Source organism: Pseudoxanthomonas sp. SORGH_AS_0997 (assembly GCF_031453535.1).
GTDB lineage: Bacteria > Pseudomonadota > Gammaproteobacteria > Xanthomonadales > Xanthomonadaceae > Pseudoxanthomonas_A > Pseudoxanthomonas_A winnipegensis.
Genome location: NZ_JAVIZI010000001.1, coordinates 1774532 through 1790808, shown reverse-complemented (window position 1 = coordinate 1790808; position 16277 = coordinate 1774532). Strand labels below are relative to the sequence as shown.

The following is a 16277-nucleotide window of genomic DNA, read 5'->3' as shown; positions in this document are numbered from 1 at the left end:
AGAAGACAGTTGCTCCCACCCACATTTACCCCAGCAGCGTGCGGGCCTTCTTCAGCGCGGCCACGAAGGCTTCGATCTCCTCGTGGGTGTTGTAGAAGGCCAGCGAGGCGCGCAGCGTGGCCGCGACGCCGAAGTACTGCAGCAGCGGGTGGGCGCAGTGCTGGCCCGAGCGCACGGCGACGCCTTCCAGGTCGAGCAGCGTGGCCAGGTCGTGCGCGTGGGCGCCGTCGATCAGGAACGACACCACCGCGGCCTTGTCCGGCGCGGTGCCGAAGATGCGCAGGCCTTCGATGCGCTGCAGCTCCTCGGTCAGATGCGCCAGCAGCTGCGCCTCGCGCGCGCGGATCGCGGCCATGCCGACGCCGTCGAGATAGTCCAGCGCCGCGCCCAGGCCGACGAAGCCGGCGATATTGGGCGTGCCGGCCTCGAACTTGTGCGGCACCTCGTTGAAGGTGGTCTTCTCGAAGCTGACCTCCTTGATCATCTCGCCGCCGCCGATGAAGGGCGGCATGGCCTCCAGCAGCTCCCGGCGCGCCCACAGCGCGCCGGTGCCGGTGGGCCCGCAGATCTTGTGGCCGGTGACCGCGTAGAAGTCGCAGCCGAGCGAGGCCACATCCAGCGGCATGTGCGGCGCGGCCTGCGAGCCGTCCACCACCGTGACGATGCCTGCCTTGCGCGCGGCCTTGCAGATCTCGCGCACCGGGTTGACCGTGCCCAGCACGTTGGACACGTGGGCCACCGCCAGCAGCTTCACCTGCGGGGTCATGGCCTTGTACAGCGCGTCCAGGTCCAGCTGTCCATCAGGCAGGATCTCGGCCACCTGGATCGTCGCGCCGGTGCGCTGGGCGATCAGCTGCCACGGCACGATGTTGGCGTGGTGCTCCATGCGCGAGACCAGGATCACATCGCCGGCCTTGAGCGTGGGCAACGCCCAGGAATACGCCACCAGGTTGAGCGCGAAGGTGGTGCCGCTGCACAGGATCAGCTCGTCGCCGCGCACGCCCAGGAAGCGCGCCAGCGTCTTGCGCGCGCCCTCGTAGGCGTCGGTCGCCTCGGTGCCCAGCGCGTGCACGGCGCGGCTGACGTTGGCGTTCTGGCGGCGGTAGAAGCCGTCCACCGCGGCGATCACTTCCACTGGCTTCTGCGCGGTGTTGGCGTTGTCGAAATAGATCAGCGGCTTGTCGTTGACCGCCCGCGTCAGCAGCGGGAAGTCCATGCGGATGCGGTCCCAGTCCACGCCCTGAGCCTGGCCGGACTCTTCCGGACGCACGCCGGCGCTGCCGCTGTTCTCGTGCATGCTCATGCGGCGCCCGCCTGGCGCAGCGCCAGGTCGAGGATGGCGGTCAGCTGGCCGATCAGCGCGTCGTCCTCGAGCACGGCCAGCGGCTCGCGGCAGAAGGCGGCGGTCAGCAGGCGCTGCGCGTCGGCCTGCGGCAGGCCGCGCGAGCGCAGGTAGAACAGCGCATTGGCGTCGAGCCGGCCCACGGTGGCGCCGTGCGCGGCCTGCACTTCGTCGGCATGGATTTCCAGCACCGGCTGGGTGTCGATCTCGGCGGTGTCGGACAGCAGCAGATTCTTGTTGGACAGGCGGGCGTCGGTGCCGTCGGCGCCCTCGCGGATCAGGATGCCGCCATGGAACACGGCCCGGCCGCGGCCGGCGCCCAGCCCGCGCCAGGTCAGGCCGCAGCTGGTGTCGCGCGCGATATGGTCGATGCCCAGTCGCGTATCGACGTGGCGGCGCCCGCCGGCGAGCAGCACGCCGTTGGCGTCCAGGCGCGCGTTCTCGCCTTCCAGGCGCACGTTGAGCTCGTGCCGCGACAGGGCGGCGCCCAGCTCCAGGTCCACGCGCGCGTAGCGCGCATCGCGCGCCAGCACCGCGTCGGTGCGCAGCAGGCTGGTGGCCTTGTCCGATTCGTGCTGGGCACGGGCGTGGACCAGCTGTGCGCCCTGCGCCAGATGGACATGGGTCAGCGCATTGGCCAGGTGCGCGTGCTCGCCGGCGCCGAGATGGTGTTCGACCACGCGCAGGCGCGCGCCGGCGCGCAGTTCGATCAGGTTGCGCAGGTGCCAGGCGCGGTCGACATGCGCGTCCCGCGCAGGCGCCCGCACATCCAGGTTCACACCGTCCGATTCCGCCGCGCCGATGAAGACCAGCTGCAGCGCCGTGTCCGCCTGCACGCCGGCCTCGACGCGCAGCAGCACGCCTTCGCTGGCCAGCGCGGCGTTGAGCCGGGCGAAGACCTCATCGTTGCGCTCGAAGCGGCGCGCCAGGAAGCGCGCGGCATCGCTGCCCTCGGCCAGCGCCTCGGACAGGCGCTGCACGCTGACGCCTTCGTCCAGCCCCGACAGATCGGACAGCGCCTGGGCATGGCGGCCGTTGACGAACACCAGGCGCGGGGCGGGGATGTGCGCCAGCAGCGCGGCATCGACCCGCGGCGCGGCGTCCACCGGCGCGAAGCGGCGGCGCTCCAGCGCCCGCAGCGAGGTGTACTTCCAGGCCTCGTCGCGCTGGCTCGGCAGGCCGGCGGCCAGGGCGTCGTCCAGCACCGCGCGGCGCGTGGCATCGCCCTCGAAGGCGGACGCCAGGGAGTCCAGCAGCGTCGAAGTCATAGGATGGAGCCTCGTCCCGCCGAGGCGGGACTCGTGCGTTCGTCGGCACGCGGACCAGTGGTCCGCAAGCGTGCCTCCTCACCTTCCGGCGCGACGCGGTCCTTCAGCCATGCGTAGCCGTGGGCTTCCAGCTCCAGCGCCAGCTCCGGCCCGCCGGTCTGCACGATCCTGCCGTCGGCCAGCACGTGCACCACGTCCGGCTTGATGTAGTCCAGCAGGCGCTGGTAGTGGGTGATGACCAGGAACGAGCGCCCCGCGCTGCGCAGCGCGTTGACGCCCTCGGCCACGGCCTTGAGCGCGTCGATGTCCAGGCCCGAGTCGGTCTCGTCCAGGATCGCCAGCTTCGGCTCCAGCACGGCCAGCTGGAAGATCTCGTTGCGCTTCTTCTCGCCGCCGGAAAAGCCCTCGTTGACGCCGCGATGCAGCAGCTCGTCCTTCAGGTGCAGCACGGCCAGCTTCTCGCGCACCAGCTTGAGGAACTGCATCGAATCCAGCTCGGATTCGCCGCGCGCCTTGCGCTGGGCGTTGAGCGCGGCGCGCAGGAAGTAGGTGTTGTTCACGCCCGGGATCTCGACCGGGTACTGGAAGGCCAGGAACACGCCGGCCGCGGCACGCTCTTCCGGTTCCAGCGCCAGCAGGTCGGCGCCTTCGAACTGCACGCTGCCTTCGGTGACCTCATAGCCCTCGCGGCCGGCCAGGATGTTGCCCAGCGTGGACTTGCCCGCGCCATTGGGGCCCATGATGGCGTGCACCTGGCCCGGCTTCACCTCCAGCGAGAGGCCTTTGAGGATGTCCTTGCCGGCAACGGCGGCGTGGAGGTTGTCGATCTTGAGCATGGGGATTGGGGATTCGGGATTGGGGATTCGTAAAAGCGGAAGGCGGGCGGAATGCGGGGGAGCGGGAGGCGATCGCCGATCCCGAATCTCCAATCCCGAATCCCGGTTCGACGGGCGTCAGCCCACCGAGCCTTCCAGCGACACTTCCAGCAGCTTCTTGGCTTCCACGGCGAATTCCATGGGCAGCTCGCGGAAGACCTGCTTGCAGAAGCCGTCGACGATCATCGACACGGCGTCTTCCTCACTGATGCCGCGGGCGCGGCAGTAGAACAGCTGGTCGTCGCTGATCTTGGAGGTGGTGGCCTCGTGCTCGACGGTGGCGCCGGGGTTCTTCACCTCGATATAAGGGAAGGTGTGGGCGCCGCACTGCTTGCCGATCAGCAGGCTGTCGCACTGGGTGTAGTTGCGCGCGCCCTCGGCCGAGCGGTCCACGCGCACCAGGCCGCGGTAGGTGTTCTGGCCGCGGCCGGCGCTGATGCCCTTGGAGACGATCTTGGACTTGGTGTTGCGGCCCACGTGGATCATCTTGGTGCCGGTGTCGGCCTGCTGGCGATGGTGGGTCAGCGCGACCGAGTGGAACTCGCCCACCGAGTCGTCGCCCAGCAGCACGCAGGAAGGGTACTTCCAGGTGATGGCCGAACCGGTCTCCACCTGGGTCCAGGTCACCTTGCTGCGCGCGCCCCGGCACTCGGCGCGCTTGGTCACGAAGTTGTAGATGCCGCCGCGGCCCTGTTCGTCGCCCGGGTACCAGTTCTGCACGGTCGAATACTTGATCTCGGCGTCTTCCAGCGCGACCAGCTCGACCACCGCGGCGTGCAGCTGGTTCTCATCGCGCATCGGCGCGGTGCAGCCTTCCAGGTAGGAGACGTAGGCCTTGTCCTCGCACACGATCAGGGTGCGTTCGAACTGGCCGGTGTGGCCGGCGTTGATACGGAAATAGGTGCTCAGCTCCATCGGGCAGCGCACGCCCTTGGGGATGAACACGAAGCTGCCATCGGAGAACACCGCCGAGTTCAGCGCGGCGAAGTAGTTGTCGCCGACCGGCACGACCGAGCCCAGGTACTGCCTGACCAGCTCCGGATGCTCCTTGATGGCCTCGGACATCGAACAGAAGATGATGCCCTTCTCGGCCAGCTCCTTGCGGAAGGTGGTGCCGACCGAGACCGAGTCGAACACCGCGTCCACCGCCACGCCGGCCAGTTTGGCGCGCTCATGCAGCGGCACGCCCAGCTTGTCGTAGGTGTCCAGCAGCTCCTGGGGCACCTCGTCCAGCGACTTGTACTTGGGGCCCTTGGGCGCGGAGTAATAGCTCAGCGCCTGGAAATCGATCGGCGCGATCTTCAGCTTGGCCCAGTGCGGCACCGGCATGGTCAGCCAGTGGCGATAGGCGGCCAGCCGCCAGTCGGTCATCCACTGCGGCTCGTCCTTCTTGGCCGACAGCGCGCGGACGATGTCCTCGCTCAGCCCGGGCGGCAGGGAGTCGGACTCGATCTCGGTGATGAAGCCGGCCTCGTAGCGGCGGCCGAGCTGTTCGACGATCTCGGCGTTGCGGACGGGGGCGGCGGGAACCTGGGTTGCTTCGGTGGCCATGGGGGCTGCCTACAGTTCAGTTATCCACGCGCACGGCGATGGGGCGGCGGCGCGTATCGGGAGTGGGGGAGGGGGCGGCCGGCTGCAGCATCTGCGCCAGCGTCATGCCGCGCAGCGCGTCGGCCACCACGTCGTTGATCAGCCGCCAGTTGGCGCGCACGCCGCAGCGCTGGGCGATGCCGCACTGGCTGTCGTGCTGGCTGCATTCGGTGATCGCCAGCGGCCCTTCCATGGCCTCGATGATCTGCACCAGGCTGATGTCGCCGGCCGCATGGGCCAGCCGGTAGCCACCGTGCACGCCGCGCAGGCCTTCGACCAGCCCGGCCTGGGCCAGCGGCTTGAGCACCTTGCTGACGGTGGTGGCCTCCAGGCCCGAGGCCTCGGCCAGTTCCGTGGCGCTGAGCACTTCGCCGCTGCGGTTGGCCAGGACGGTCAACAGGACGGTGGCGTAATCGGTGAGCTTGGTGACGCGCAGCATGGTGGTGGGGGCGCCCACGCAGGGGCGACGGATGAAATTGGACCGAAATTGTACGCTTTCCCGGTGCGCGACTCAAACCCCTTGGGGCGCGTGGGCCAATGGGCTCGTACAGCTCGGCTGCACCACGGCGACCGAGCGGGCTGGGACCGCGGCACCGTCGATGCCGGAGCCCCAGCGCAAGGCGCCTCCATGCAGAAGCATCCGGAGATTGAAGGCTTCTCCCCAGCAGGGGTCGGGAGCGGACTTCGGCGAGCAGCCTCGACCTGGGCGGGCTTGGCTCCTCGTCTCGGTCCGCCCTCCTGGCGGATTCGCCGCCGCGGGCCATCCTAAGGCCCGCTCTCCGCACGCCCGCCCAGGTCGAGGCCCTGCGGCGGATGGATCAGGACTTCTTTCGACTCAAAGGCATTGAGCCAGCGCTCTGCCCCCTCCCTTTCGCCGCAGGCGAAGGGGAGGGCCGGGGTGGGGTGCTGTTGCTCTTGCTTCTGTGGCTTGCCCGGTAAAGCCCCGACCCCTCCCCATCCCTCCCCTTCGCCTATGGCGAAAGGGAGGGGGCCTCAAGTCGATGCCCTTCCGAAGCGGGCGCACTCACCCCACCGCAGCAGGCGCACTTACACGCCGCCGCCTGTGATCCGAAGAAGAGCCAAAGCAACAGCTGTCCATTGCAGTGACGCAGGGAACTCCGTGTCCTGCGCCCTCCGCATGAAAGTCGCTGGGTTCCGCGTTCACGGGAACGACGAGCGTGGCTCAAGCGGCGATGTTTGTAAGGGCCTCGCACCGACGGGTGAAGGCCATCCCGATCAGCGCTGCTGCGCAGACGCTCGACATGCAGTGGCACGAACTGCGGCGCGAGGCGACAATGCGGGACGACCCTCTTCATGGATGCATCGATGCCGCGCAAGATCGCCACCCGCAAGTCCGCCATCCATGGCAACGGCATGTTCGCCGTGGCCCCGATCAAGAAAGGGGAGCGGCTGATCGAGTACCGCGGCGAGCTGCGCACGCACGCGCAGGTGGATGCCGACGAAGGCGGCGATGTCGAGAGCGGCCATACCTTCCTGTTCACGCTCAATGATGAATACGTCATCGACGGCGCCCGCGGCGGCAACAGCGCCCGCTGGATCAACCACAGCTGCAATCCCAACTGCGAGGCCCTGATCGAAGAGGCCGAGGGCGACGACCGCACCAAGGACAAGGTGTTCATCGAGGCCATCCGCGCCATCAAGCCCGGCGAAGAGCTGACCTACAACTACGGCATCACCCTGGCCGAGCGGCACACGCCGCGGCTGAAGAAGATCTGGGCCTGCCGCTGCGGCTCGAAGAACTGCACCGGGACCATGCTCCAGCCCAAGCGCTGAGGCAGTCCGCGCGCGGGCCGCACGGCCGCGCGCGAAGCGGCGCATGCAGCGCGCCATGGCCGTGGATGCACGCGGCGGACAAAAGGTTGCAATGACCAATGCCAGTCGGCACGCGCTGACAAGCTTCCCAACATACGCACCCGAAGGCGGCCATCGGCCCCTCAGGCTCAGAAGGAAGCAGGACCATGCGTGGCTCGGTATTGGCGACAAGCGTGTCGATGGCGTTGGCGGTGCCCGCCGGCGCGGTGCAGATCGATGGCCGGATCGATCCCGCGGAATGGGCCGGCGCCCAGCACATCACCGACTTCCGCCAGGTGCAGCCGCTGACCGGCGCGCCCGGCAGCCAACCCACCGAGGCCTGGATCCTGGCCACCCCCGAGGGCCTGGCGGTGGCGGTGCGTGCGGTGCAGCCGCCCGGTGTGCCGCGCACCCTGCAGAAGGTGCGGCGCGACTTCAAGGACCAGGTCGACCGGGTCAACCTGATGGTGGACTTCGACGGCGACGGGCGCACCGGCTACAACTTCGTGGTGTCCTCCACCGACGGCATCAACGATGCGGTGGTCACCAACGAGAACCACTTCAACACCGACTGGGACGGCCACTGGCAGCACGCGGTCAGCGCGGACGAGCAGAGCTGGTCGGTGGAGATGCTGATCCCCTGGTACATCGCGCCGATGCACAAGGCCAGCGGCGGCAAGCGGCGGATGAAGCTCTACCTGGACCGCGTGATCGGTGCCACCGGCGAGCGCGCCGCCTGGCCGGTGGCCAGCTTCGAGCGGCCGCGCTTCCTGTCCGACTTCGCAGTCGTGGAGGTCACCGACTACCAGCAGTCGCTGCTGGCCGTGACCCCGTACATCTCGGGCCTGTACGACAACGTGCACGGCGGCACCGATGTACAGGGCGGGGTGGACGTGTTCTGGAAGCCCAGCGGCCAGTTCCAGATGACCGCCACGCTCAACCCGGACTTCGGCCAGGTCGAAAGCGACGACCTGGTGGTCAACTTCGACGCCACCGAGACCTATGTCAGCGACAAGCGCCCGTTCTTCACCGAGAACCAGGGGCTGTTCGAGTTCACCACGCCGTCCGATTTCAGCCAGCTGCTGTATACCCGGCGCATCGGCGGGCCTTCCGACGACGGGCGCGGCGCGGCCGACATCAACGCCGCGGTCAAGGTCAACGGCAGCCTGGGGGCGACCAAGTACGGCGTGTTCGTGGCCGAGGAGGACGGCGAGGCCGGGCGCAGCTTCCGCGCGCTGCGGCTGGTGCGCGACTTCAGCACGCAGAACCTGGGCCTGATGCTGACCCAGGTCGAGCGCCCATGGCTGGATCGCGAGGCGACCGTGCTGGGCGTGGACCACAACTGGCGCCCCAACGCGCGCTGGAACGTGCGCACGCGCCTGCTCGGCAGCCAGATCAGACAGGCCGGCCAGACCACGCGCGATGGCGGCGGCACGCTGTGGGCCGACTACGAGATGGACCACGGCTGGCGCCAGCAGTGGATCTTCATGCACTTCGGCAGCGATCTGCAGCTCAACGACGCCGGCTACCTGTCGCAGAACAGCCTCAACTACGGCCATTGGGAAGTACGAAAGCGCTTCCCCGAACAGCCGGCGCAGTCGCGCTATGCCTCCAAGGACTGGCGCTGGCGCATCAGCCAGGTCAACAACGACCACGGCGAGATGCTCGACCGGCAACTGCGCATCAGCCGCCAGGGCGAGCTGCGCGATGGCAGCGAGGAGTTCGTCCAGGTCAACTTCAACGATGCCGGCGTGGACGACCTGCTCACGCGCGGCCATGGTTCGGTGCAGCAGCCCTTCAATACCCAGCTGGTCTACGAATACAGCCGCCCGCGCAAGGGACGCTGGGCGCACGAGGTGGAGCTTTGGGCGCGGCGCGGCAGCATTACCGACGCAGGCGCGCTCAACTACAGCGCGGACTACACGGCGACCTATTTCGTCAACGACGACTTTCAGCCTCTACCTGGGCGGCTATGCGGATCATTCACCGGCCTGGTCGATCTGGCAGCGCGACAACCTGGTCGGCCTGTACAACGGCCGCGAATGGCACCTCAACGCCGGCCTGACCTGGAACCTGGCCAACCGCCAGGAGCTGCGCGTGAAGCTGCAGGCGCTGGCCATCGAGGCGCAGGCCAAGGGCGCTTACCGCGTGCTGGCCAACACCCAGCCGCTGCGCACCGACGAGGCCGTGCAGGACTTCAGCGTGCGCAACCTGGGCTTCCAGGTGCGCTACCGCTACGAGGTCGCCCCGATGTCGGACTTGTACATTGTCTACGCGCGCGGCGGCTACCAGGAGACCGACCGCAGCGATCCGGTCGGCCGCCTGCTGGGCGATGCGCTGCGCCTGCGCGAGGACGAGCAGCTGCTGGTGAAGTTCAGCTACCGCTTCACGCTGTAGCCATGGAGGCAGGCCCGGAGGCATTGCCCTTTCGACCAACGCTGAAGGGCCCGCGCCTGCGGCACACTGGCGGCCCGTTCCCTGCGAGGTTGCCCCGTGACCCAGTCCCTCCAAGGCCAGGTGGCCGTCATCACCGGCGCGGCCAGCGGCATCGGCAAGGCCCTGGCGCAGACCCTGGCCCGGGCCGGGGCGCGCGTGGCCATCGCCGATCTCAACCAGGCAGGTGCGCAGGCCACCGCCGCGCAGATCCAGGCCGAGGGCGGCCAGGCGCTGGGTGTGGCGATGGACGTCACCGACGAAGCGGCGGTCGATGCCGGCATCGACCGGGTCGTGCAGGAATTGGGTCCCGTGGACATCCTGGTCGCCAATGCCGGCGTGCAGATCGTGCATCCGATCCAGGACTTTCCCTTCGCCGACTGGAAGAAGCTGCTGGCCATCCATCTGGACGGCGCCTTCCTCACCACCAAGGCCGTGCTGCCGGGCATGTATGCGCGCAAGCGCGGCACGGTGATCTACATGGGCTCGGCCCATTCGCACGAGGCCTCGCCGCTGAAGTCGGCCTATGTGACCGCCAAGCATGGCCTGCTCGGCCTGTCGCGCACGCTGGCCAAGGAGGGCGGGCCGCATGGGGTGCGCAGCCATGTGATCTGCCCGGGCTTCGTGCGCACGCCGCTGGTGGAGAAGCAGATCCCGGAGCAGGCCGCCAGCCTCGGCATCAGCGAGGAAGAAGTGATCAAGCGCGTGATGCTGGGCAATACGGTCGATGCCACCTTCACCACGGTCGAGGACGTGGCCGCGATGGTGAAGTTCCTGTGCGAGTACCCGAGCAACGCGCTGACCGGGCAGAGCTTCCTGGTCAGCCATGGCTGGCATATGAGCTGAATGCGGCGCGTGTTCGCGTCGCGTCGAGACATCGCCACCAGGAAACGACAGGCCTCGAATGGCGCGGCGCCGAAGATGGGGTTCCTTTCTTCAACGGAGCCTTCGCTCATGACCACGCTCACCGGCAAGACCATCGCCGTGCTCGCCACCGATGGATTCGAACAGTCCGAACTCACCGAGCCCAAGCGTCGCCTGGAGGAAATGGGCGCCAAGGTCGAGGTGATCTCGCTCAAGGGCAAGGACAGCATCCGCGGCTGGGACCAGAAGGACTGGGGCGACTCGGTCAAGGTCGACAAGCAGCTCGACCAGGCCAAACCGTCAGACTACGACGCGCTGGTGCTGCCGGGCGGTGTGATCAACCCCGACACGCTGCGCCGCGAGTCGTCCGCGCTGGACTTCATCAAGGCCGTGGCCGCCGACGACAAGCCGGTGGCGGCGATCTGCCATGGCCCCTGGCTGCTGGCGGAGACCGGGTTGGCCAAGGGACGCAAGCTGACTTCGTGGAGTTCGCTCAAGACCGACCTGTCCAATGCGGGCAGCACCTGGGAAGACCGCGAAGTCGTGGTCGACGGCAACATCATCACCAGCCGCAATCCCGACGATATCCCGGCCTTCAGCAAGGCGATCGCGGAAGCGCTGGCGAACTGACAGCTCGAAATCGAGAAGAAGACGGGGCGCGGCCTTCGGGCCGCGCGCCCGTCTGTAGAGCGGAGCTCGCTCCGCTGAGGCTTTCCTAGGATCCGGCCGAAATGCAGCGGAGCAAGCTCCGCTCTACAACGAGGTCGTGACGTGATTAAACAAGATAGCTGCTCGCACGATGCGGCGATCAGCGTTTGTCGCCCCGTGCCGAAGGCTCGTAGCCTTCCAGATCCGCTGAATCCAGATGCCAGGCCCGGTCCTTCGCCGGCGCGCCGTCCGCCATCACGGCACGCAAGGTGAAGCTGCCCCTGTAATGCCGCGTACTGCCATCGGCCTGCAATGCGGCCAGGTCGACCGGCACCTGGATATAGCGCGAACCGGCCGCGCCCTCGGCATCGAAGGCCTGGCCGACACGCGCCTCGACATGGCGCGTCTTGGAATAGCCCTTGGCGAAGACGTCGAAGGGCTGCCGGCTGGCCGCACCGTCCCGGCTCCAGAGCGCATAGGCGGCTGCGTAGTCGCCCGCATTGATCGCCGCGTAGTACCGACGCACGGTGTCTTGCGCGCTTTCTGCGGTCGGTTCTCCAGGGATAGCGACTTCTGCGGCCTGCATCGGCGGCGGTTCCGCCAGCGCGTCTTCGGTCTGCGAATCGCTCGGCGCCGACGCCGGCGGCGTGGCGGGCGTCGGCGCGCTGGTGGCGGGAGGGGCGTCGCCAGAACGCGCCTGCCGATCCTTGCCCGGATCGCAGGCGGCCAGCGTCGTGATTCCGGCCGCGAGCAGGCCGAGCATCAGCATGCGGATGCGCATCGAGTCAGGGCGCATCGCTCAGATCCGGCATGCCCACGGGCTGGTCGAACTGGACCACGATGCGGCCATCGCGCACACGCGCGGACTGCACACGCACGTCGCCCAAGCTGGCCAACAGCTTGGGATCCAGGCGGTACAGCGGCTCGCTGCGCGCGTAGTCCTGCAGGAACAGGCTGACCAGCTGGCGATCGCGTTCGTGCAGTTCGCCGCCGTTGCTGGCCGCGACGCGATCCACGGTGGGCGCGTCCAGGTACAGCGTCATCGCCTGCGGGTCGTAGCGCAGGCCGCTGCTCAGCCAGACCCGGCCCAGCGGATTGCCGCTGGCGCTGGCGTCGAACTGCATCTGGACCCGGTCGCTGCCCGGCGGAATGCGCAGCTGCGGATTGCTGGCGGTCATCGAGACCAGACCGCCCAGCGCCTGGAAATCGCGCGGAAACTCATGCTCGAGAAAGCCCTGCACCTGTGTCGCGCTGACGGACAGCTCGTTGGAAGGCGCTTGGCTGGAGGACTGCGCCTGGGCCCACGACGCGGCCGTGATCGGTGCGATCACCAGGGCCGTGGCGACGAGGGCGGCGCGCATGCGGTGGGCGAAGAGAGCCTGCATGGAAACGTCCGAGAGAGGCGGCTGGAGGCCAGGCACACCTTAAGCACATCGGGTGAACCGGGCCTCAATCGAGCTGTGGGCGGATCGAGGCGCTGGACAGCGTCCAGCCGTCGTTGCCGATCTTGCGACGCAGGCGGTACCAGCCGTCCCACCGCTGCACACGGCCCTGCGCATCGGCGACCTGCAGATGCACGGGGATTTCCAGACTGCGCGAGGGGTATTGGTCCGGGTCCAGCGGCTTGGGCGCGTCGCTGTTGATGCGCATGGTGCGCGGGCCGAGCGCGCGCAGCGCGGCATCGTCGGGCACCGGCGCGGGCTTGCCGCCGGTCCATTGCGCATCGGCCTGGTCCAGCCGGCCGGAGGCGATGTCGGCGAGGTAGGCGTGGAGCACACCGGCGGCTTCGAGCAGGTGGGCCTGCTGCTGCGCGTCCAGCGCCTGGCGCTTGGCCAGCGCGGCCTGATCGTCGGCGCGCGTGCCGGCCTGCGGCAGCGCGGCGGTCGTGGCCAGCTCGGCCTGCGGCTCGGGCTTGCGGCTGCAGGAACAGTTGCCCAGCAGCAAACACAGCAGCAAGGGCAGCAGCAGGCGCATGGCGGGGTCGGGCAGTGGCGGTGGCGCGCAGTGTACGCGCGGCCTGCGCTAGCGGTTGGGGTCGATCCCGGCGATGAAGCGGTCCAGCGCCGGCTCCAGCGGCGCGAACGGGTCCTCCTGCGCATCGCGATGGCGATGGGCCAGATCGCGCAGCACGCGGCTGGCCACCAGGGTGGCGGCGCGCTCGTCCGCGCTGAGCTGACGGTGACGCTGCGACTGGTGCATCAGCCGCAGCCAGTCCTGGCTGGCGCGATGTTCGAATTCGATGCTGCAGCGGTCGCGGCACGGGTAGCCGTCGTCTTCGACTGGCGTGATGGTGATGCGATAGCGGTGCGGGCGAGGGTCCTGCATGGCGGTCACGAGGCGAAGTGCGAGTGGCCAAGGTAGGTATCCGCGCGCCGTCGCGCGAGCCGGTGGGGCGCGACTCAGTGTTCCGGCGGGCGCCAGGCGCGCAATGCCGGCAGCGGATCGCGCGCGCCCTCTGCCCCGTAGATGCCGTAGTGCAGGTGCGGCGGCGTGCCGCGCGCGTTGCCGGTGGTGCCGACGAAACCGAGCAGGTCGCCGGGCAGGACGCTGCGTCCTTCACGCAATCCGGGCGCCCAGTCGTCCAGGTGCGCGTAGTAGTAGCGCTCGCGTCCTGGTCCGAGCACCCACACCTGGCGCCCGCCCAGGCCGCCATCGCGAATCGAGACGATCACGCCCGGTGTGGCGCTGCGCACCGGCGTGCCGCGCGCGGCGAAGATGTCCACGCCGGCGTGGGTGCGGTCGCGCCCGCGCGGCGCGCCGAAGGTGGCGGCGATGCGCGTGGCGCGCACGCCTTCGACCGGGACCGGCAGCGCCTGTGCCGGCGGCATGCGCGTCACGCGCCAGAGCATGCGCGGGGTCTGCATGAAGGGCTGGTTCCACGCCCAGCCCGCGGCCCAGGCCAGCAGGGCCAGCGCGACCAGCCAGAGCAGGGCGCGGCGCAGGCGGCGAGCGGGCGTGGTGACGGACGGTGCGTGCATATGCCTTAAGCGTGGCGTGCCGCCGATGAGCCTGCGGTCAAGGCGCGCGATGCGAGACGATCGTTCGGGCTGCGCCTTGTCCGCGATGCGGGAAGCCCAGAAACGACTCGGGACGGCCAAGGCCGTCCCGAGCAGTGAAACCGGTGGCGCCTTCAGGAATCAGGCGGCCGCCGAATCCTTCAGCGTCTTCATGAAGGTGGCCTTGAGCTTGGTCGAAGCCGGCTTGGCGGCGAACCACTGCTCTTCCTTGGTGAAGGGGTTGATGCCCTTGCGCTTCGGCTTGGCCGGCACGCTGACGGTCTTGATCTTCAGCAGGCCCGGCAGGGTGAACGTGCCCGCGCCCTTCTTGCTCACCGAGCCCTGGATGGCCGACTGCAGCGCAGCCATGACAGCGCGCACGTCCTTCGGAGCCACGCCACTGGATTCGGCGATGTGGGCGACCAGACCGGACTTGGTCAGGGCCTCCTTGATCGGCTTGGGAGCAGCCGGTTTGGCGGCGGTCTTGGCGGCCTTCTTCGGCGCTACCTTCTTGGTGGTCTTTGCCATATGTGTCCTGTGTACCGTGTTGGTGGATGTACTGGCCGAACGGTCGGCCTGCGGAATGTAGGGCAAGGCGCGGGCCCAGCCAAGAGGAATTCGGCTTTTTTCGCGGTTTTTTCGTGTTTTCTCGACCAAAGGCGCGTGGGCGAGCTTCCGGTGACGCTTTTGAAGGTGTCGAGCCCCAGTGTGGGAGCCGCCATGGCGGCGATGCGGCCTTGCCGATAAAGCCCATCGCCGCCATGGCGGCTCCCACAAAAGAAGCGGGCGATGGTCGGGGGAAACGACGTCTCGCGCGTTTTTGCCGCACTGCGCGATGGCCTGTGCGCGGCCGGCACGGTGCGCTTACATCGTGGCGCTTAGGCTGCGGGTCCCTTTCAAGCACACAGGAGCACATCGCATGGGTATCTCGCGTCCGGCCACCGCACACTGGGAAGGCGACCTGAAGTCCGGCAAGGGCAAGCTGTCCACGCCGCAGAGCGGGCTGCTGTCCGACACGCCTTACGGTTTCAACAGCCGCTTCGGTGCCGAGAAGGGCACCAATCCCGAGGAACTGATCGCCGCCGCGCACGCCGGCTGCTTCACCATGGCCCTGTCCAATCTGCTGACCGAGGCCGGCTCGCCGCCGACCTCGCTGGACACGCGCGCCGAAGTGGACCTGTCCATGGACGGTGGTCCGGCGCTTTCGCACATCCGCCTGAAGGTCAAGGGCGTGGTGCCGGGCATCGACGCGGCCAAGTTCAAGGAGATCGCCGAAAACGCCAAGGAGAACTGTCCGGTGTCCAAGGCGCTCAAGGCGGTGCCGGTGAGCCTGGAGACCGAGTTCGCCGGCTGAGTCTGTCCGGCGTTCCAGAGAAGGGCCTGTCGCGCGGTTGAACGCGCGGCAGGCCGCCGGCCGGGTTCAGGACCGGCTCACCGCGGCGGCTCGACGATGCGCGCATGCGCCGATCCGGCGCCGGAGACCGCCCACATGATCCGCTCCACGCTCGGCCTGTTCCTGATCGGTGTGACCTGCATCGCGCCGGCGTCCGCCCAGTCGCGCTATGCGGATTACTACGCGCAGCGCTATGGCGATGGCTACGCCTCCAACAGCCGCGACTATTACGACGGCCGCGACAGCGGCAATTACGACTATGCGCGCGTGGTGCGGGTCGATCCGATCATCGCCGCGCCGCCGCCTCCGCAGCAGCAGTGTTATTACCGCGATGCCGATGATGCCTATGCGCGCGGCGGCGATTACTACGATGGCAATGGCCAGCGCCAGTCCACGCCGGGCGGACGCATCGCGGCGACTATCGCCGGCGGTGTGCTCGGTGCGGTCGTCGGCAGTCGCTTCGGCGGCGGGACGGGCCGGGTGATCGGCACCGCGGTGGGCACCGCCGCCGGCACCGCGGCCGGTCAGTCGGTCTACGACAACTCGCACACCGAGCGCGGCACGGTGCGCGTCTGCGAGCCGGTCTCCGACCAGCGTTACGAAGGCGAGGTGGAGGGCTACAACGTCACCTACGAATATGCCGGCCGGACCTATCAGACCCGCACTGCCTATAACCCGGGCGATCGCATTCGCGTGCGTGTGGATGTGGTGGCCGCGCAGAACTGAAAACGCTGCATCGACATCAACAAGCGAAAGGGGCCCGTGTGGCCCCTTTTGTTTTTTTGGGCGGGGTCTCTGGAATGACTGAGGCGTGTTTGCGCTTGGGCTTCGGAGGCGCATCGGTCCGGCGGGCGGTGTCCGCTTTTCCCTCGATCAGGGCATCCTGCCCTGACTCGGGCGCTCGGCTTCCTGCCTCGCTAGGCGCGGTCACCGCCCGCCGGCCCGCTGCCTCGCGCGTCAAGTCACAGGACTTTGGTTTGAGCGGTCGTTTGAGATCCCTCCTCGCGCACCACACGATCAGTGACGGGAAATGATCGACTTGGGGCCCCCTCCCTT

General features: G+C 68.4%; 16 protein-coding genes and 2 pseudogenes. 7 read left to right on the top strand and 11 right to left on the bottom strand.

Going from position 1 to position 16277, the window contains the following annotated elements:
* Positions 1 to 25: 25 nt before the first annotated feature.
* The 5 genes and pseudogenes from QE438_RS07965 to QE438_RS07945 all read right to left on the bottom strand — a co-directional run bounded on the left by QE438_RS07965 (position 26) and on the right by QE438_RS07945 (position 5514).
* A complete protein-coding gene (locus QE438_RS07965) occupies positions 26 to 1216 on the bottom strand; it encodes a cysteine desulfurase (protein ID WP_306996080.1) in 1191 nt (396 codons plus the stop codon).
* An 83-nt stretch (positions 1217 to 1299) separates the two neighbouring features.
* Positions 1300 to 2610, bottom strand: a complete 1311-nt coding sequence (gene sufD, locus QE438_RS07960) for a Fe-S cluster assembly protein SufD (protein WP_306991283.1) — start codon at positions 2608 to 2610, stop codon at positions 1300 to 1302.
* Between the two features lie 83 nt (positions 2611 to 2693).
* Positions 2694 to 3446, bottom strand: a pseudogene (gene sufC, locus QE438_RS07955) (Fe-S cluster assembly ATPase SufC); the annotation flags it as partial.
* A 117-nt stretch (positions 3447 to 3563) separates the two neighbouring features.
* Entirely contained in the window at positions 3564 to 5036 is a 1473-nt protein-coding gene (gene sufB, locus QE438_RS07950; RefSeq protein ID WP_130522961.1) for a Fe-S cluster assembly protein SufB, read from the bottom strand.
* Positions 5037 to 5052: 16 nt separating this feature from the next.
* Entirely contained in the window at positions 5053 to 5514 is a 462-nt protein-coding gene (locus QE438_RS07945) for an SUF system Fe-S cluster assembly regulator (RefSeq protein WP_130521192.1), read from the bottom strand.
* A gap of 887 nt (positions 5515 to 6401) precedes the next feature.
* Here QE438_RS07945 and QE438_RS07940 point away from each other — a divergent pair.
* From QE438_RS07940 to QE438_RS07920, 5 genes and pseudogenes are all read left to right on the top strand, one after another.
* Positions 6402 to 6869 (top strand): SET domain-containing protein-lysine N-methyltransferase, encoded by a 468-nt coding sequence (locus QE438_RS07940; RefSeq protein WP_130520923.1) that lies wholly within the window; start codon positions 6402 to 6404, stop codon positions 6867 to 6869.
* A gap of 185 nt (positions 6870 to 7054) precedes the next feature.
* Positions 7055 to 7939: pseudogene (locus tag QE438_RS07935) on the top strand (DUF5916 domain-containing protein); the annotation flags it as partial.
* A gap of 1045 nt (positions 7940 to 8984) precedes the next feature.
* Positions 8985 to 9284, top strand: a complete 300-nt coding sequence (locus QE438_RS07930; protein ID WP_309733302.1) for a hypothetical protein — start codon at positions 8985 to 8987, stop codon at positions 9282 to 9284.
* 96 nt (positions 9285 to 9380) lie between these two features.
* Entirely contained in the window at positions 9381 to 10166 is a 786-nt protein-coding gene (locus tag QE438_RS07925; protein WP_130522959.1) for a 3-hydroxybutyrate dehydrogenase, read from the top strand.
* Positions 10167 to 10274: 108 nt separating this feature from the next.
* On the top strand, positions 10275 to 10814 hold the full coding sequence (locus tag QE438_RS07920; RefSeq protein ID WP_130520916.1) for a type 1 glutamine amidotransferase domain-containing protein: 540 nt from the start codon (positions 10275 to 10277) through the stop codon (positions 10812 to 10814).
* A gap of 178 nt (positions 10815 to 10992) precedes the next feature.
* Here the strand turns inward: QE438_RS07920 and QE438_RS07915 are convergent, their stop codons facing one another.
* From QE438_RS07915 to QE438_RS07890, 6 genes are all read right to left on the bottom strand, one after another.
* Positions 10993 to 11628 (bottom strand): hypothetical protein, encoded by a 636-nt coding sequence (locus tag QE438_RS07915; RefSeq protein ID WP_307183965.1) that lies wholly within the window; start codon positions 11626 to 11628, stop codon positions 10993 to 10995.
* Positions 11618 to 12217 carry a DUF1439 domain-containing protein gene (locus tag QE438_RS07910; protein ID WP_130522956.1) on the bottom strand — a complete coding sequence of 200 codons (600 nt, stop codon included), beginning with the start codon at positions 12215 to 12217 and terminating at the stop codon, positions 11618 to 11620. The genes QE438_RS07915 and QE438_RS07910 overlap by 11 nt, the downstream gene beginning before the upstream one ends.
* 64 nt (positions 12218 to 12281) lie before the next feature.
* The gene (locus QE438_RS07905) at positions 12282 to 12806 is read right to left on the bottom strand and encodes a hypothetical protein (protein ID WP_306991287.1); all 525 of its coding nucleotides are present in this window, start codon (positions 12804 to 12806) and stop codon (positions 12282 to 12284) included.
* Between the two features lie 48 nt (positions 12807 to 12854).
* Positions 12855 to 13157, bottom strand: a complete 303-nt coding sequence (locus tag QE438_RS07900; RefSeq protein ID WP_228257949.1) for a DUF3861 family protein — start codon at positions 13155 to 13157, stop codon at positions 12855 to 12857.
* A 74-nt stretch (positions 13158 to 13231) separates the two neighbouring features.
* Positions 13232 to 13810 carry a M23 family metallopeptidase gene (locus QE438_RS07895; RefSeq protein ID WP_130522955.1) on the bottom strand — a complete coding sequence of 193 codons (579 nt, stop codon included), beginning with the start codon at positions 13808 to 13810 and terminating at the stop codon, positions 13232 to 13234.
* A gap of 159 nt (positions 13811 to 13969) precedes the next feature.
* Positions 13970 to 14356 (bottom strand): HU family DNA-binding protein, encoded by a 387-nt coding sequence (locus QE438_RS07890; protein WP_130520907.1) that lies wholly within the window; start codon positions 14354 to 14356, stop codon positions 13970 to 13972.
* 391 nt (positions 14357 to 14747) lie between these two features.
* On the opposite strand from QE438_RS07890, the gene QE438_RS07885 reads away from it, so the two are divergent.
* Together QE438_RS07885 and QE438_RS07880 are read left to right on the top strand one after the other, a co-directional pair.
* Complete coding sequence (locus tag QE438_RS07885) at positions 14748 to 15182, top strand: OsmC family protein (RefSeq protein WP_131659363.1); 435 nt, start codon at positions 14748 to 14750, stop codon at positions 15180 to 15182.
* Positions 15183 to 15317: 135 nt separating this feature from the next.
* Entirely contained in the window at positions 15318 to 15947 is a 630-nt protein-coding gene (locus QE438_RS07880; protein WP_130531735.1) for a glycine zipper 2TM domain-containing protein, read from the top strand.
* Positions 15948 to 16277: the final 330 nt, after the last annotated feature.

Excerpts from the sequence above, each read along its gene's own strand:
- QE438_RS07965 (WP_306996080.1), bottom strand. The coding sequence starts at position 1,216 with ATGGACTTCCCGCTGCTGACGCGGGCGGTCAACGACAAGCCGCTGATC.
- sufD (WP_306991283.1), bottom strand. The coding sequence starts at position 2,610 with ATGACTTCGACGCTGCTGGACTCCCTGGCGTCCGCCTTCGAGGGCGAT.
- sufB (WP_130522961.1), bottom strand. The coding sequence starts at position 5,036 with ATGGCCACCGAAGCAACCCAGGTTCCCGCCGCCCCCGTCCGCAACGCC.
- QE438_RS07945 (WP_130521192.1), bottom strand. The coding sequence starts at position 5,514 with ATGCTGCGCGTCACCAAGCTCACCGATTACGCCACCGTCCTGTTGACC.
- QE438_RS07940 (WP_130520923.1), top strand. The coding sequence starts at position 6,402 with ATGCCGCGCAAGATCGCCACCCGCAAGTCCGCCATCCATGGCAACGGC.
- QE438_RS07920 (WP_130520916.1), top strand. The coding sequence starts at position 10,275 with ATGACCACGCTCACCGGCAAGACCATCGCCGTGCTCGCCACCGATGGA.
- QE438_RS07915 (WP_307183965.1), bottom strand. The coding sequence starts at position 11,628 with ATGCGCCCTGACTCGATGCGCATCCGCATGCTGATGCTCGGCCTGCTC.
- QE438_RS07910 (WP_130522956.1), bottom strand. The coding sequence starts at position 12,217 with ATGCAGGCTCTCTTCGCCCACCGCATGCGCGCCGCCCTCGTCGCCACG.
- QE438_RS07905 (WP_306991287.1), bottom strand. The coding sequence starts at position 12,806 with ATGCGCCTGCTGCTGCCCTTGCTGCTGTGTTTGCTGCTGGGCAACTGT.
- QE438_RS07900 (WP_228257949.1), bottom strand. The coding sequence starts at position 13,157 with ATGCAGGACCCTCGCCCGCACCGCTATCGCATCACCATCACGCCAGTC.
- QE438_RS07895 (WP_130522955.1), bottom strand. The coding sequence starts at position 13,810 with ATGCACGCACCGTCCGTCACCACGCCCGCTCGCCGCCTGCGCCGCGCC.
- QE438_RS07890 (WP_130520907.1), bottom strand. The coding sequence starts at position 14,356 with ATGGCAAAGACCACCAAGAAGGTAGCGCCGAAGAAGGCCGCCAAGACC.
- QE438_RS07885 (WP_131659363.1), top strand. The coding sequence starts at position 14,748 with ATGGGTATCTCGCGTCCGGCCACCGCACACTGGGAAGGCGACCTGAAG.
- QE438_RS07880 (WP_130531735.1), top strand. The coding sequence starts at position 15,318 with ATGATCCGCTCCACGCTCGGCCTGTTCCTGATCGGTGTGACCTGCATC.